Annotated in this window: 11 protein-coding genes; 6 read left to right on the top strand and 5 right to left on the bottom strand. The window is 72.9% G+C overall.

Annotated features, from left to right (window positions below):
• Positions 1 to 1,026: an MBL fold metallo-hydrolase gene (locus LWJ43_RS04705; RefSeq protein WP_277331009.1), complete on the top strand. Its 1,026-nt coding sequence runs from the start codon at positions 1 to 3 to the stop codon at positions 1,024 to 1,026.
• A gap of 28 nt (positions 1,027 to 1,054) precedes the next feature.
• Here LWJ43_RS04705 and LWJ43_RS04700 read toward each other — a convergent pair whose 3' ends face one another.
• Together LWJ43_RS04700 and LWJ43_RS04695 are read right to left on the bottom strand one after the other, a co-directional pair.
• On the bottom strand, positions 1,055 to 1,675 hold the full coding sequence (locus LWJ43_RS04700) for a DedA family protein (protein WP_277331008.1): 621 nt from the start codon (positions 1,673 to 1,675) through the stop codon (positions 1,055 to 1,057).
• The gene (locus tag LWJ43_RS04695; protein WP_277331007.1) at positions 1,672 to 2,448 is read right to left on the bottom strand and encodes an MBL fold metallo-hydrolase; all 777 of its coding nucleotides are present in this window, start codon (positions 2,446 to 2,448) and stop codon (positions 1,672 to 1,674) included. The genes LWJ43_RS04700 and LWJ43_RS04695 overlap by 4 nt, the downstream gene beginning before the upstream one ends.
• A 179-nt stretch (positions 2,449 to 2,627) precedes the next feature.
• On the opposite strand from LWJ43_RS04695, the gene LWJ43_RS04690 reads away from it, so the two are divergent.
• Positions 2,628 to 3,044 (top strand): recombinase family protein, encoded by a 417-nt coding sequence (locus tag LWJ43_RS04690; protein WP_277331006.1) that lies wholly within the window; start codon positions 2,628 to 2,630, stop codon positions 3,042 to 3,044.
• Positions 3,045 to 3,146: 102 nt separating this feature from the next.
• Entirely contained in the window at positions 3,147 to 5,489 is a 2,343-nt protein-coding gene (locus LWJ43_RS04685; protein WP_277331005.1) for a phage holin family protein, read from the top strand.
• A 9-nt stretch (positions 5,490 to 5,498) separates the two neighbouring features.
• Here LWJ43_RS04685 and LWJ43_RS04680 read toward each other — a convergent pair whose 3' ends face one another.
• From LWJ43_RS04680 to LWJ43_RS04670, 3 genes are all read right to left on the bottom strand, one after another.
• On the bottom strand, positions 5,499 to 6,554 hold the full coding sequence (locus LWJ43_RS04680; RefSeq protein ID WP_277331004.1) for a LacI family DNA-binding transcriptional regulator: 1,056 nt from the start codon (positions 6,552 to 6,554) through the stop codon (positions 5,499 to 5,501).
• 7 nt (positions 6,555 to 6,561) lie between these two features.
• A complete protein-coding gene (locus LWJ43_RS04675) occupies positions 6,562 to 7,176 on the bottom strand; it encodes a DUF305 domain-containing protein (RefSeq protein WP_277331003.1) in 615 nt (204 codons plus the stop codon).
• A gap of 83 nt (positions 7,177 to 7,259) precedes the next feature.
• Entirely contained in the window at positions 7,260 to 8,195 is a 936-nt protein-coding gene (locus LWJ43_RS04670) for a DUF1996 domain-containing protein (protein ID WP_277331002.1), read from the bottom strand.
• 238 nt (positions 8,196 to 8,433) lie between these two features.
• Here LWJ43_RS04670 and ligA point away from each other — a divergent pair, with 238 nt between their 5' ends.
• From ligA to secD, 3 genes are all read left to right on the top strand, one after another.
• Positions 8,434 to 10,530 (top strand): NAD-dependent DNA ligase LigA, encoded by a 2,097-nt coding sequence (gene ligA, locus LWJ43_RS04665; protein WP_277331001.1) that lies wholly within the window; start codon positions 8,434 to 8,436, stop codon positions 10,528 to 10,530.
• A gap of 147 nt (positions 10,531 to 10,677) precedes the next feature.
• Positions 10,678 to 11,526, top strand: a complete 849-nt coding sequence (locus tag LWJ43_RS04660; RefSeq protein ID WP_277331000.1) for a rod shape-determining protein — start codon at positions 10,678 to 10,680, stop codon at positions 11,524 to 11,526.
• A gap of 668 nt (positions 11,527 to 12,194) precedes the next feature.
• Complete coding sequence (gene secD / locus LWJ43_RS04655) at positions 12,195 to 14,489, top strand: protein translocase subunit SecD (protein WP_277330999.1); 2,295 nt, start codon at positions 12,195 to 12,197, stop codon at positions 14,487 to 14,489.
• Positions 14,490 to 14,660: the final 171 nt, after the last annotated feature.

Raw genomic sequence — 14,660 nt, 5'->3', positions numbered from 1 at the left:
ATGACGGAACAGACCGAGCGCCCGTTCGCCGGAGCCGGCCCCGCGCCCGCCGGCCGTCCCGTCGCCGCTCCGCGCCGTCTCGGAGAGCTCCGGACCTGGCCCCGCAGCTTCGCGGACCGCCTCACCGCCCCCCTCCCGGGTGTCAGGGGCATGACCCGTCTGGCCAGGGAGCGGTCCATGCGGCCCAACGCCGAGGGCCTGAGGGGCATCCACCGGCTGCCGTACGCCCCCCAGCCACTCCCCGCCGCGGGGCCGGACACGATGGCCGTCACCTGGGCCGGACACGCCAGCTGGGTCATCCGTATCGGCGGCCTCACCGTCCTCACCGACCCGGTCTGGTCGCGACGCATCCTGGGCACCCCGGCCCGCATCACCCCCGCCGGCGTGCGCTGGGAGGAACTGCCGCCCGTCGACGCGGTCCTGATCAGCCACAACCACTACGACCACCTGGACGCGCCCACGCTCCGCAGGCTCCCGAGGCACACCCCGCTGCTGGTGCCCGCGGGTCTCGGCCGCTGGTGCCGCCGCCGCCGCTTCACCTGCGTCACCGAACTCGACTGGTGGGAGTCCGTGGAACTGGGCGGTGTCCGGTTCGACTTCGTGCCTTCCCACCACTGGTCCAAACGCACCCTCCTGGACACCTGCCGGTCCCTGTGGGGCGGCTGGGTGATCGGCGACGGGGCCGGGCGCCGGCTCTACTTCGCGGGGGACACCGGCTACGGCCACTGGTTCAAGGAGATCGGCCGCCGCTACCCGGACCTGGACCTGGCCATGCTGCCCATCGGCGCGTACGAACCGCGCTGGTGGCTCTCCGACGTGCACACCGACCCCGAGGAGGCCGTGCAGGCGTACACGGATCTCGGCGCCCGCGCGATGGCACCGATGCACTGGGCGACGTTCCTGCTCTCCGCCGAACCGGTGCTCGAACCGCTGACCCGGCTCCGCACGGCCTGGCAGCAGGCCGGATACCCGCGGGGCGACCTCTGGGACCTGCCGGTCGGCGGCTCACGTGTCCTGGATACCTGACGTGCCCGGACGGGCCGCCTCCGGCTCCTCAGTCGGCCGTACGCGCCCTCAGCCGCCGCCAGAGCGCCGGGGTCCCGCTGATCAGCAGCGTCAGCACGACCGCCGCGAGCACACCCTCCCACGGCTCCGGGAACAGCGAACCGCCCAGGATCCCGATCAGCTGGTACGTCGCCGCCCAGGCCAGACACGCGGGCACGTCGCCACGGGCGAACTGCCGCAACGGCATCCGGCCGAGCAGACAGGCCAGCATCACGGGTATCCGCCCGGCCGGCACCAGCCGGGACAGCACCAGCACCATCGTGTCGTGGTCGTCCAGCTTCCGCTGCGCCTGCGCGAGCCGCTCCGGAGCGGCTCTGCTGGTGATCGCCTCCAGCCACTTCGAGCCGTGCTCCGAGCGGACCCCCCGCTGTCCCAGCCAGAACAGGCATATGTCCCCGAGGAAGGCCGCTCCCGACGCCACGGCGAACACGACGAGCAGGGCGAACGGTGACGTCTGGTGCAGCGTCACGACGGCCGCCGTACTCACCAGCGCACCCGTCGGAATCACCGGCACCAGCGACCCCAGCGCCACCAGCAGGAACAACGTCGGGTAGCCGACGGCCTGCTGCGTCGACTCCGTCGGCAGCTGCCCCAGCACTTCATCGATCACCTACGGGCCTCCGGCCTCACATGCTCGCCGTGCCCCAGCCGGTGCACCGCCACCCCCGGTGCGACCAGGGACGCCTGGCGCACGAACTCGTCACCCGGCGCGTGGAACTCGTGCGGCCGGACCCCGTCCATCCCGATCGGCCAGTACGTGCCGTAGTGCACCGGAACCGCGGACCGGGGCTCCAGCAGCGTCAGCACCTGCGCGGCACGGGCCGCGTCCAGGTGGTGGTGGCCCAGGTTCGGCCCCCAGCCGCCGACCGGGAGCAGAGCCACGTCCACCGGCCCCACCGCGTCGGCCATGGCGTCGAACAGTCCGGTGTCCCCCGCGAAATAGGTGCGGGCCTCGCCCTCGACGACGTACCCGAGCGCGGGCACCCGGTGCGGGCCGACCGGGAGACGGCGTCCGTCGTGCAGGGCCGGGACCGCGCGGACCAGGACCTCGCCGACCCGCACCGTGTCCCCGGGGGCGACCTCGGAGATCCGGAGTCCGCGCACCCGGCGCAGCAGGCGCAGGCCCGGGACGGCCCCGACGGCACCGCGGGGCACGATCAGCAGGCTGCCGGGGGCGAGGCGGGCCAGGGAGGGGAGATGCAGATGGTCGGAGTGCAGGTGGGAGATCAGGACGGCGTCGGCGACCGCGGCCTCGGGCGGAGGGACCTCGCCCCGCCGACGGCGCAGATGCGCGAAGCGCCGCGCGAACAGCGGGTCGGTCAGCACCCGGACCCCGGAGTCCTCGATCGTGCAGGTGGCATGACCCCACCAGGTGACCTCCACCGTCCCGCCTCCTCGTCCGTGCCCACGACGTCGCCCTACGCGTACGAGGGTAGGCGGTCCGCGCCCCTCCCACGCCGGAGTGCTCCTTCACGCCGGACGCGGTACGGCAGCGAGCGGCTACGGAGGGCTACCGCGCGGGTAGGATGCTCACCGGTATCCGGGCTCGGGGGGAGCGGTTCATGGGCGACGTCGTCGCGGACGTACGGGTGGCGGCCATCGCCAGCCTCACACCGCTGGAAGAGCTCGACGGTGACCCGTTCCTCGTCGACACCCGCAGCCAGCACGCCATGTGCGCACGCTGGGCCGCCGGAGAGGGGTACGTCGTCACCCGTCAGCTCCGCGTCTACGGGCTGCGCCCCGATCACCGAGCCCTTTGGGCGGACGTCGAGAGCGGACAGGTCGACCTGTTCGTGGCCCCCAACGACCGGGTACTGGCGCGGGCACTCGTCTCGGTCCCGGACTTCGCGGGCGAGTGCGAGCGCCGTGGTGTGCGCTTCGAGCTCGCCGGACTCGAGGAGCCCGTCTACACCGCTCGCAGCAAGGCCAGCGTCCACCGCAGGCTCTCCATGCCGACCGCAGGATACGACGGCTGCTGAGCCCCGCGGACGGCCCGGGGCCCCACGAGCCTCCGAACGGGCTGTGACAGGCTTGACGCGGGCCCATGACGTACACCGGGCCCGGACGTGAGGTGGAACGGCGTGAGTGACCGGCGATGGCGTAAGGCGGGGGGAACCCTCATGCGCGTGATCTCGGTGTGGGCCGTCTCCACACTCACCATGCTGGCGCTCGCCGGGATCCTGCCGGACTTCCAGCTCCAGGCCGACGACGGCGACACGGTCACCAGGACGGCCTTCACCGCGGCCTGGGGGGCCGGCGCGTTCGGCCTGCTCTCGGCCCTGGTGTGGCCGGTACTCGTCAGGGCGCTGCTCATCGTGCCCGCCCTGGTGCTGGGCGCCCTGGTCTTCTTCCTCAACGGATCGCTGCTGCTGATAGCGCTGCGGCTCATCCCCGACGGGCGCGGCGACGCCGACCCGGAGACCGCCGTCGTCGTGGCGGCCGTCATGTCCGCCGTCGCCTCCGCGACCTCCACCGCCCTCGCGGTCCGTGACGACGACGCCTACCGGCGCCGGCTCTCCAGGCTCGCCGACCGGCGCCGCAGACGCAGCGGCATGCCGCGGAGCGCGGACGGAGGGCGCGGTGGACCGCCCGGAATCGTCTTCGTCCAGCTCGACGGTGTCGGCCACGACGTGCTCGAGCGGGCGGCGGCGGACGGCATCATGCCGACCGTGGCCGGCCTGCTCGCCGACGAGGCGGGCCACCGGCTCACCCCGTGGACCACCGACTGGTCCAGCCAGACCGGCGCCAGCCAGCTGGGCATCCTGCACGGGAGCAACTTCGACGTCCCCGCCTTCCGCTGGTTCGAGAAGGAGACCGGCACCGTCATGGTCTCCAGCAGACCGGCGAGCGCCCTCGAACTGCAGCGCAGGGCCATAGCCCGCACCCATGAGGGCGGCCTGCTCACCGTCGACGGCGCGAGCCGGGGCAACCTCTTCAGCGGTGGCGCGGAGGAGCTCGCCCTGGTCCTGTCGATGGCCGCCAGGCTCGGCAAGGGGCGCGGCTCACGCGCCGGCTACTTCGCCTACTTCTCCGACCCCGCCAACGCCGTCCGTACGGCCCTGTCCTTCGTCGCCGAGGTGGTCCGGGAGATCGGCCAGTCCGTCCGGGCACGGGTGCGCAAGGAGTCCCCCCGGGTCAAGCGCGGCGGGCTCTATCCCTTCATCAGGGCCTTCGCGACCGTCGTCGAACGCGACGTGGTGGTCGCCGCCGTGATCGGCGACATGTTCGCGGGACGCACCGCCGTCTACGCCGACCTCGTCGCCTACGACGAGGTGGCCCACCACTCGGGCCCGCACAGCCGGGACGCGGGGAAGGTCCTGACACGGCTCGACCGTTCGCTCGGCCTCATCCTGAAGATCGCGGACCACACCCCCCGCGCCTACCGGATCGTGCTGCTGTCGGACCACGGTCAGAGCCCGGGGGAGACCTTCGCGGGACGGTACGGCCTCACGCTCAAGGACCTCGTACGGGCCGGCTGCGGGCTGCCCGTCCCCCGCAGGGCGCAACGCACCCGCAGCGCGTCGGAGGCCCGCGACGCCGTGCGCATCGCGCTGCACAGGCCCGTCGTCGGGGAACAGGACGCGCATCACCCGGCCAAAGCCTCCGACCCGGTCGTGCTCGCCTCCGGCAATCTCGGGCTGCTGTCGTTCCCGGACATCGAGGGGCGGGCCTCGCGCGAGCAGCTCGACCGCCGCTACCCCGCGCTGCTCGGTACGCTCGCCGCCCATCCGGGGATCGGCTTCCTGCTCGTACGGAGCCAGAAGCACGGATCGGTCGTGCTCGGGCGGGGCGGGGCGGAGATCCCGGTGGCGGACCTGCGCGACGGGGACGGACCGATCGCCGCCTTCGGGGCCGGCGCGGCGGACGCGGTACGGCGGACCGACGGCTTCCCGCACGTCGCGGATGTGATGGTCAACTCGATGTACGACCCCGGGTCCGGCAGCGTCCACGCCTTCGAGGAGCAGATCGGTTCGCACGGAGGGCTGGGCGGCGAACAGTCGCGGCCGTTCCTGCTGTGGCCGCGGACACTGACGGACCCGTTGGACGCGGTGGCGGCGGACACCCCTCGGGACACGGCTTCGGACGCTCCGGCGAGGGTGGTGCCCGCTCCCGGGCCTGCCGGCTCCGGCGCTCCTGCGGGTCCGGCCGGTCCCGTCGTCGGGGCGGAGGCGGTGCACCGGGTGCTGGCGCGCTGGCTGAGGGAGCTCTCCGGCCCCCAGGTGCCACTGCGGCAGGAGGGCTTCACGGGGGCGGACCGGGTGGACGAACCGTTCGCCGGCGGACCGGCCGGGGAACCGCTCGGACCGGTCGGCCCCGCATCCCCGGGCCGGCCCGGGGAGGTGGCCGAGGGGCCGGTCCGTGTGCTCCGCCCCCTTCCGTCCGTCCCGGATCCCGGTGACACCGTGCCCGGCGCGCGGGGATGAGGCCTGGGGTCAGGCGCTCTCGCGCCGCACCAGCGTGGGATGGAACACCACGGACGGCGCGGGGCCGTCGGCCGGGCTGCCGATCTGCTTCAGGAGGAGCCGCGCCATCTCGGCAGCCATCTCCTCCACCGGCTGACGCACGGTCGTGAGCGGCGGATCGCACGCGACCGCCGCGGTGCTGTCGTCGAAGCCCACCACGGCCACGTCGCCGGGCACGTCCCTGCCCGCCCGCAGGAGTACGGGCAGCGCGCCCTGCGCCATCAGGTCCGAGGCGATGAACACCGCGTCCAGATCGGGCCGTTCACGGAGCAGCTGCCGCATCGCCGCCGCGCCGCCCGCGTGGGTGAAACCCCCTTCGGCGGTCACCACGTCCCCGATACCGTGCTGCCCCAGCGCGTCCAGGAAACCCGTGAGACGCACCTGCCCGGCGGGCATGTCCTGCGGACCCGCGATCGTGCCGATGCGCCGTCGCCCCAGGCTCGCCAGGTGCTCGGCCGCCATCTGCGCCCCGGCCCGCTGGTCCGCCTCGACATAGGTGAGCGGCGACGGGTTGCGGGGCCGGCCGGCCAGCACGGCGGGCAGCCGGGTGTCGTGGAGCAGACCGGGCAGCGGATCGTCGGCGTGCGAGGAGATCAGCACCACTCCGTCGACGTGCCCCTGGCGCAGATACGACAGGAGCTGATTGCGGGACGCCTCGTCGTCGGACAGCATCAGCACCATCTGGATCCCGGCCGGGCGCAGTACGTCCATCAGCCCGGCGACCACACGCCCGAAGTGAGGGTCGGAGAACATCCGGCCGATGAACGGCTCGGAGACGCGGCGCCGTTCGCGCTCCGACACGACCAGCGCGATCGAATCCGTCCGCCGGGTCACCAGGGAACGCGCCGCCCGGTTGGGGACGTAGCCCGTCGTCGCCACAGCCTCCTCCACGACCCGGCGCAACGCCGGGTCCACCGTGGTCGCACCGTTGATGACACGGGACACGGTCGCCCGGGAGACGCCCGCCACCGCGGCCACGTCCTCCAGGGTGGCGGGGCGTACGGGCGGCGGGACATCGGCAGTCATGCAGTCTTTATACCGGGTGATCCGAGTGGCAGGCGAAGGGTTCCGGCACGTCAGCGGCCCTGCCCGCGCACAGCGATGTCAGCGAGGCCAGCTGTCTCCCGCGCGCGGTGACGAGCTCCCGGGCACGTGCTGTGGCCTCGGCCCCGCTGCCGGCCGTCGTCTCCGAACGTGAGACCTGCTGCGACTGGCGCAGATGGTCCTGGATCTGCGCCACCAGCAGGCGGTCGAACGCGGCGCCCTCCGACGCGCGGGCGCTCGCGAGGTCCCCGGCGGTCACCATGCCGGGCATGTCGTGTCCCTCGTGCAGATCGGTGTCCGGCAGTCCCATCCGCGTCCGCAGCCCCCGTAGCTCCGTCAGTTCGGCGGCCTGGTCCGTCCGCAGTCGGGCGGCCCAGGCCCGGAGCCGGGGGCCGGTGGCCTTCTCGGCGGCCAGATCCAACAGGGCGACGGCCTGTTGGTCCATGGGGATCATCAACTGGATCCAGGCGGAGTCGGTCGGGTTCGCGGAGGGGGCGGGCGCTACCGCCGTGGCGGACGGCACGGACCCTGAATCCCCTTCCCGGGCGCACGCGGACAGGGCGGTGAGCAGGAGGAGTATCGATGCGGTGAGACGAGCGGGCATGGGCGGTGTCCTTGCGCGGAGGTGCCTGCCCGGGCCCGGGAGGACCCGGGCAGGCACCGGTGGGCGGGGGGACGGACGAACGGTCAGGGGGTGCCGTCGGCGCCGCACTTGATGATGGCGTTGATGCAGTCGCGCACGCGTTGCGCCATCTCCGCCTCCGGCCACACGTTGAAGAAGTCACCGTGCATCGTGTAGCCGCGCCCCGACGCCAGCCGGAACCGCGCCGGGTCGCCGTTGACGGGGTAGCGCAGCACCTGGCGCAGTTTGGGCACCGGGACGGGATGGGTCGACGGACAGGCGCCGCCCACCGGATAGGCCATGTGGCTCTTGTGGTCGGCCGAGTCGAGGTCCCTGCCGTTCCAGCACTGCGGGAAGTCCAGGTAGCTCTCCATCATCGAGCCCGCCGGGCAGTTGACGAAGTCGTGTGACGGGTTGACCTCGCCGTGGTGCAGGCACGACCAGCGGGAGATCGTGTTGTCGTCGGGGCCGGTCGCCTTCGCGTTGCCCGCCACGATCCGGAGCCCGCGGGGGAACGGCTTGATCGTGCGGATGATGTCGTCCCGCACGCCTTCACCGAGGTAGTAGAAGGTGGTGCCGGTCGGCTCCACCTCCTTGGTGCCGTCGTACAGCGTGGGGACCCAGTACGAGGACAGGTCGGTCCTGGGCGCGCAGCTGGTACCGGCCTTCTCCAGCGAGGCCAGATCGGAGTGGGCGTCGGTGGAGTCGTTGCCGAAGAAGCTGTGCATGTGCGAGGCGCCGGGCAGATTGGGCAGCACGATCGGGTCGTCCGGGGCCCGGTGGGTGTAGGGGCACTCCGCGAGGAATTCGGCGACCCTGACCACGTCGGCGGCGGCCTCCGGTACGGGCGGGACCGCCCGGTCCCCGGCCGCGTTGCCGGCGCCGGCCTGGACGAGGGACAGAGCCAGCGCGGCGGCGGCCAGCCCGGCGACGCGGTAGCGCCACGGGGGCGGGGTCCTGCGTCCGCGGTGTTGCTTCGTACGTCTGCGTAGGAAGAGCACGGCACTCCTGTTCCGAGGAAGTGGGGATTCCTCTGACCGGGGCCCGGCCAGGGGAGAGAGCGCTCTCTCATGGAACGTAGAAGCGTGACGCATGCATGTCAATCCTTTGCGCAGGCCCCCCAATTGGCGGGTATTTGATCGAAGTTGAGGCGGCCGACTATAGGAGAGCGCTCTCTCGCGAGTGATGTCCGATCTCGACGGGAAGGCGTTGTCAGTGGTGGGCGGCAGGATGGTGCCCATGACGACGAACTCAGCTGGTGCGCTCGCCGACACAGCCGCCTACGCAGCCGCGGTCGAAGAGGCCGAGCGTGCCGCCGCCGCGTATTACACCGCAGGTGAGAGCAGGCTCGACGACGATGCCTACGACCGGCTGGTGCGCGGGATCGCGGCCTACGAGGAGGAGCACCCGCAGGAGGTGCTGGACGCCTCGCCGACGGGCAAGGTCGCGGGCGGTGCGGCCTCGGGGGACGTGCCGCACACCGTGCCGATGCTCTCGCTGGACAACGTGTTCTCCGCCGAGCAGTTCGTCACCTGGACCGCCTCCGTGGAGCGGCGTATCGGCCGCCCCGTGGCGGCCTGGAGCGTGGAGCCCAAGCTCGACGGCCTGGCCGTCGCCGCACGCTACCGGCAGGGCCGGCTGGAGCAGTTGATCACCCGGGGCGACGGGACGGCCGGCGAGGACGTCTCCCACGCGATCGGGACCGTGCTCGGCCTGCCCGACCGGCTCGACGCTCCCGCCACGCTCGAGATACGCGGCGAGATCCTCATGACCGACGAGCAGTTCGAGACGGCGAACACGGTGCGCACGGCGCACGGCGCCGCGCCCTTCGCCAATCCGCGCAACGGCGCGGCGGGCACCCTGCGGGCCAAGGACCGCCCCTACCGGGTGGAGATGACCTTCTTCGCCTACGGTGCGCTCGCGCTGCCCGATTCCGGCGAGCTGACGGACACCCTGGCCGAACTCCCGCACAGCGAGGTCCTCGAGTACGTCGCCGGTGTCGGCGTTCACACCGCCGCCGACACCGCGGTCGCCCCGCGCACCGTGACCACGGTCGAGGAGGTGCAGGCCGGGGTGGAGGCCATCGCCGCGCTGCGCGCCGCGCTGCCCTTCGGGATCGACGGCATCGTGATCAAGGCGGACCTGGCGGCCGACCAGCGGGACGCCGGATCCGGGACGCGCGCGCCGCGCTGGGCCATCGCGTACAAGCTGCCGGCCGTGGAGAAGGTCACCCGGCTCCTGGGCGTCGAGTGGAATGTCGGCAGGACCGGCATCATCGCGCCGCGCGCCGTGCTGGAGCCCGTCGAGATCGACGGGTCGACCGTCAGCTACGCCACGCTCCACAACCCCGCCGACATCACACGCCGGGACCTGCGGCTGGGCGACCACGTGATGGTCTACAAGGCGGGCGACATCATCCCCCGCATCGAGGCGCCCGTGGCGCACCTGCGGACGGGTGAGGAGCAGCCGATCGAGTTCCCCGAGGCCTGTCCCCGGTGCGGTTCGGAGATCGACGCGAGCGAGCAGCGCTGGCGCTGCACCCGGGGCCGCGACTGCCGTCTGGTCGCCTCCATCTCCTACGCGGCGGGCCGTGACCAGCTGGACATCGAGGGGCTCGGTGCCACCCGGGTCGTCCAGCTCGTCGACGCGGGCCTCGTCCAGGACTTCGCCGATCTCTTCACGCTGGAGCGCGACCAGCTGCTCTCCCTGGAGAGGATGGGGGAGACCTCGACCGACAACCTGCTGGCGGCCATCGGGACGGCCGCGACCCGTCCGCTGTCGCGCGTCTTCTGCGCGCTCGGCGTCCGCGGCACGGGTCGCTCCATGTCCCGCCGGATCGCCCGTCACTTCGCCTCGATGGACCGCATCGCGGCCGCCGACGCGGAGGCGCTGCAGCAGGTCGACGGCATCGGCAAGGAGAAGGCCGCCGCGGTCGTCAGGGAACTGGAGGAGCTCGCGCCGCTCATCGGCAAGCTGGTGGCCGCGGGCGTCAACATGACGGAGCCCGGTGCGACCCCGCCGCCGGAGCCGGGGGCCGAACAGGAGGGTGACGCCGAGGACGCCCCGGCGGCCGGCCTGCCGCTCGCCGGTATGACGGTCGTCGTGACCGGAGCCATGACCGGTGTCCTGGAGAAGCTCTCGCGCAACCAGATGAACGAGCTGATCGAGCGGGCCGGGGGGAAGTCCTCCTCCAGCGTCTCCAAGCGCACGAGCCTGCTCGTCGCCGGGGAGAAGGCGGGATCCAAGCGGACCAAGGCCGAGGATCTCGGTGTCCGGATAGCCGCGCCCGAGGAGTTCGCCGAGCTCGTCGAGGCGTATCTCGCGGTGGAGGCGTGACAGCTACTCATCGACTCATGTCCTTGAATTGTCGAGGCGGTGGCCTTTTCGTGCCTTGTATTGCATAGTGAGGGTTCGATCTGACCTCGCTATCAGTGGGTCGGTGCGTGCTGGCCGCTGTGGCGGCAGACCTGAGGACGAGGGCCGATGCGTACTTCACGTGACGGGCGGCGGCGAGGCCGGCCGGTCCTCCGGCGGCAGGAGGCGCACGCCGCCCGTGCCGCGGGACGGCCCGGCCCCGTCAAGGGGCTGGCCGTCGACCTGGGCAGCTCCGGGATCCGCGCCTGGGTCACGGGACAGGGCCTCGTCACCGGCGGACCGGCCGGCTGGGAGGACGCCGCCACGCGGCCGGTCCGACGAGGGCGCATCGTCGACGCCGACACGTGCGCCGGGCTGCTCGGGCGGCTCGCGGACACCGCGCTGGGCGCCGACCGGGAGGGCAGCGCCGTCGTGCTCAGCCATCCGGTCCTGGCCGGACGGGAACACCGCGCGACGGCGAGGGAGCTCCTCGCGTCCCTGGGGGCGTCGCGTGCCATGGTCCTCAACAGCGCCGGCGCCGTGGCCCGGTCCGCGGGTGATCCGGCCGGCGGCCCGGTGCTCGTCGTCGACATGGGTGCCGGACTGACCGAGGTCGCCCTGCTCGTCGACGGGACGGTCGTCGACGCCCGGCAGGCCGACGCAGGCCTGGGCGACCTCGACCCGGGTTCGGTGCCCGCCGAACTCGCCCGGAACGTCCTCGATATGATCACGTCCATGTGGCGTGAGGACCGGCACGGAGCGGTACGGGGAGCACTGCGCCGCGGGCCGGTGCTCACCGGAGGCGGTGCGCTCCGCCGTGATGTCACCGACCGGATCACCGGTTGCCTCGGCGTGCCGGTGCGCATCGCCCCCGATCCGTCGACCGCTGTCGTTCGGGGCGCGGCCCTGTTCCTGGACTCCGTCCTGTGCCCTGCCGTCGAAGGCAAGGCGACCGTCCGCCCGGTCCGGCTGAGGTGAGCCCCCTCCCGGGGGCACCCCGGGGGAACGCGCCCCCCACGGGGCCGCACGACACAGCGCGGTACGAAACGGCGCAGTACGGCACAGGGCCCCGCCGTACGCCACCGCACACGGTGCGGCACATCCTCGCCGCGCTCCTCCTCGGCGTCCTGACTCTTCTCGGCGGCACGCCCGCGGCAGTGGAGAACGCGCTTCCGGGGCCGGGGCACAGCGCCGGACAGGCCACCGCCTCCCCGGCTCACGCCACCGCCTCCCCGGCTCACGCCACCGCCTCCCCGGCTCACGCCACCGGCCTCGTCGCGCATGTCTCAGGGCCGTCCGCCGCCGCCCGGACGGACGATCCCGCCCGGTGGGCGGAGGCCGGCCCCCTGACGGCGCCGCGTGCGGGCGCCGACCGTCCGCACGCCCCCCAGCACCTTCCCCCGCCCGGCCACGGCGCCCTGCCGCCGCGCCCGCAGAACCTCCTGCTGCCCCGTGGCGCCGCGCCCGGGGCAGCGGGCGCGGGCCCTTTCCTCGTCGCACGGTCCCGGGCGGCGCTGCCCGGTGTCCGGGGTCCTCCGGAGGTGACGGCCGGTCAGCCGGCTCTTCACCGGTTCTGTCCAACGGACCCGTCGCCCTGCCCTTCCCTCTGAGGTACGGGCGGACGACGCCCACTCGAGGGGATACCCATGACTCGCGCCACCACGGTGCGAGCGGTTCTGGCTGCCGCCGTTCTGCTCGTCTCCGTGTTCATCACCCTGACCCAGTCACCCAGACTCGGCCTCGACCTCCAGGGCGGCACCCGGATGGTGCTGCAGGCCAAGGACTCCGCCACCGCGAAGGCGGACCGGGAGAGCACCGACCGCACCCTGGAGGTACTGCGGCAGCGCATCGACTCCCTCGGCGTCGCCGAGCCGACCCTGACCCGCTCGGGGGAGGACCGGATCATCGTCGAACTGCCCGACGTGCAGGACCCGAGGCAGGCCGCCGACGTCATCGGCAGGACCGCCCAGCTCGGCTTCCACGCGGTCGAGGGCCCCGGTGCCGAGGGCGACGGCGGTCAGGAGACGCTGCCCGACGAACAGGGCGGCCTCCTCGCGCTCGGCCCGGTACGTCTCTCCGGCGCCGGGGTCAAGGACGCCACCGCCGAGTTCGACGCCCAGCAGGGCACGGGCTGGGCGGTCTCGCTCGACTTCCACAAGGACGCGGGCCGCGAGTGGAAGAGGCTCACCGGTGACGCCGCGTGCAACCCCGCCGGCGACGAACGGCGCCGCGTCGCGATCGTCCTCGACGGAAAGGTCATCTCCTCCCCCCAGGTCGATCCGTCGATCGCCTGCGAGGCCGGGCTTCCCTCCGGGTCCACCCGGATCACCGGCTCGTTCAGTGCCGAGGAGGCACGTGACCTCGCCCTGCTCATCAAGGGCGGCGCTCTGCCCGTCCCCGTCGAGATCGTCGAGCAGCGGACCGTCGGACCGACGCTCGGCGCCGCCGCCATCGACGCCAGTGCCCGGGCCGCTCTCATCGGCGCCGCTGCCACCGCACTCTTCATCACCGTCATGTACCGGCTCTTCGGCGCCCTCGCCGCTGTGGCACTGGCGGCGTACGGCGTCATCTCCTACGCCGCCCTCGTCGCCCTGGGGGTCACCCTGACCCTGCCGGGTCTCGCCGGCTTCGTCCTCGCCATCGGGATGGCGGTCGATGCCAACGTCCTTGTCTTCGAGCGGGCCCGCGAGGAGTACGCGGACCGCGGCAAGGGATCGCTGCGCACCGCGCTGACCTCCGGATTCCGGGGTGCCTGGAGCGCCGTCGCCGACTCCAACGTCACTACGCTGATCGCCGCCGCGCTCCTGTTCTTCCTCGGCTCGGGGCCGGTCAAGGGCTTCGGGGTCACACTCGCCATCGGCGTCCTGGTCTCGATGTTCTCCGCGCTCGTCATCGCCCGCGCCCTCACCGAGATCGCGGCGGGTTCCCGGTTCGTCAGCGACTACCGCGGTGTGAACGGCATCGCCCGGCCGGGCCGTGTCCGTACCTGGCTGAACGCACGCGACCCCCAGCTGTTCAGGTCGCCGCGCCGCTGGCTGCTGACCTCCACCGCGCTCGTCCTCCTCGCCGTGACCGGCATCCTCGTGCGGGGTGTCGACCTGGGCGTCGAATTCACCGGCGGGCGTCTCGTGGAGTACTCGACGAACCGTCCCGTCGACGTCGAGACCGCCCGGGACGCGATCGCCGCCGCGGGGTTCACCGACGCCGAGGTCACCACCGCGGGCGAACGCGACCTCTCCGTACGCACCGGGCAGCTGGACAACGACGGGGAACACGCCCTGCGGGCCGCACTCGCCGAGGAGGGCGGCGAGACCACCAAGGTGCGCGACGAGCTGATCGGCCCCAGCCTCGGCGACGAACTGAGGCGCAACGCCCTGATCGCCCTCGGGGTGGCCGTGTTCGTGCAACTCGCCTACCTCGCGGCCCGGTTCCGCTGGACGTTCGCCGTCTCCTCGGTCGGGGCCCTGGTGCACGACGTGATCATCCTGGTCGGCGCCTTCGCCTGGCTCGGACGGCCGGTCGACGGGATCTTCCTGGCCGCGCTGCTCACCGTCATCGGCTACTCCGTCAACGACTCGGTGGTGGTCTTCGACCGGGTACGCGAGCTGTGGGCCAGGAACCGGCGCACACCGGTCGCCGACGTCGCCAACAGAGCCGTCCTGCAGACGGTCCCGCGCACCGTCAACACGGGGATGGGCGCCTTGTTCATCCTGGTGGCGCTCGCCGTGCTGGGCGGAGACTCGCTCGCGGACTTCGCGCTCGCCCTCCTCATCGGCATCTGCGTGGGCACGTACTCCTCGGTGATGACTGCTGTGCCCGGGGCGCTCCTCCTGGAGCGGAGCAGCAAGGCCCCGCCGCCGGCCCGTAAGCGGGCGCCGGGCCGCAGGACGGGAGCCGGGCGGAAACGCCGCGACCCGGCCGACAACGGTGCGCGCGTGTAACGCGGGCGCACGAGGTGCCGGGCGGGGCCGATGCCGTCCCGCCCGGCACGTACGACCGGCACGGAAGCCGGGCTGCGGCACGGTCCGGACCACAACGAGTGATCGGAGTGTGCCGCTCGTGCCCGTCGTGCCGAGTGAGGCCCGTGCAGAAGTGGTGTTCTCCCGTGCGAG

Source organism: Streptomyces sp. JH34 (assembly GCF_029428875.1).
GTDB lineage: Bacteria > Actinomycetota > Actinomycetes > Streptomycetales > Streptomycetaceae > Streptomyces.
Note: the sequence above shows the minus strand (reverse complement) of the source record. Positions and strands in the feature narration are given on the sequence as shown.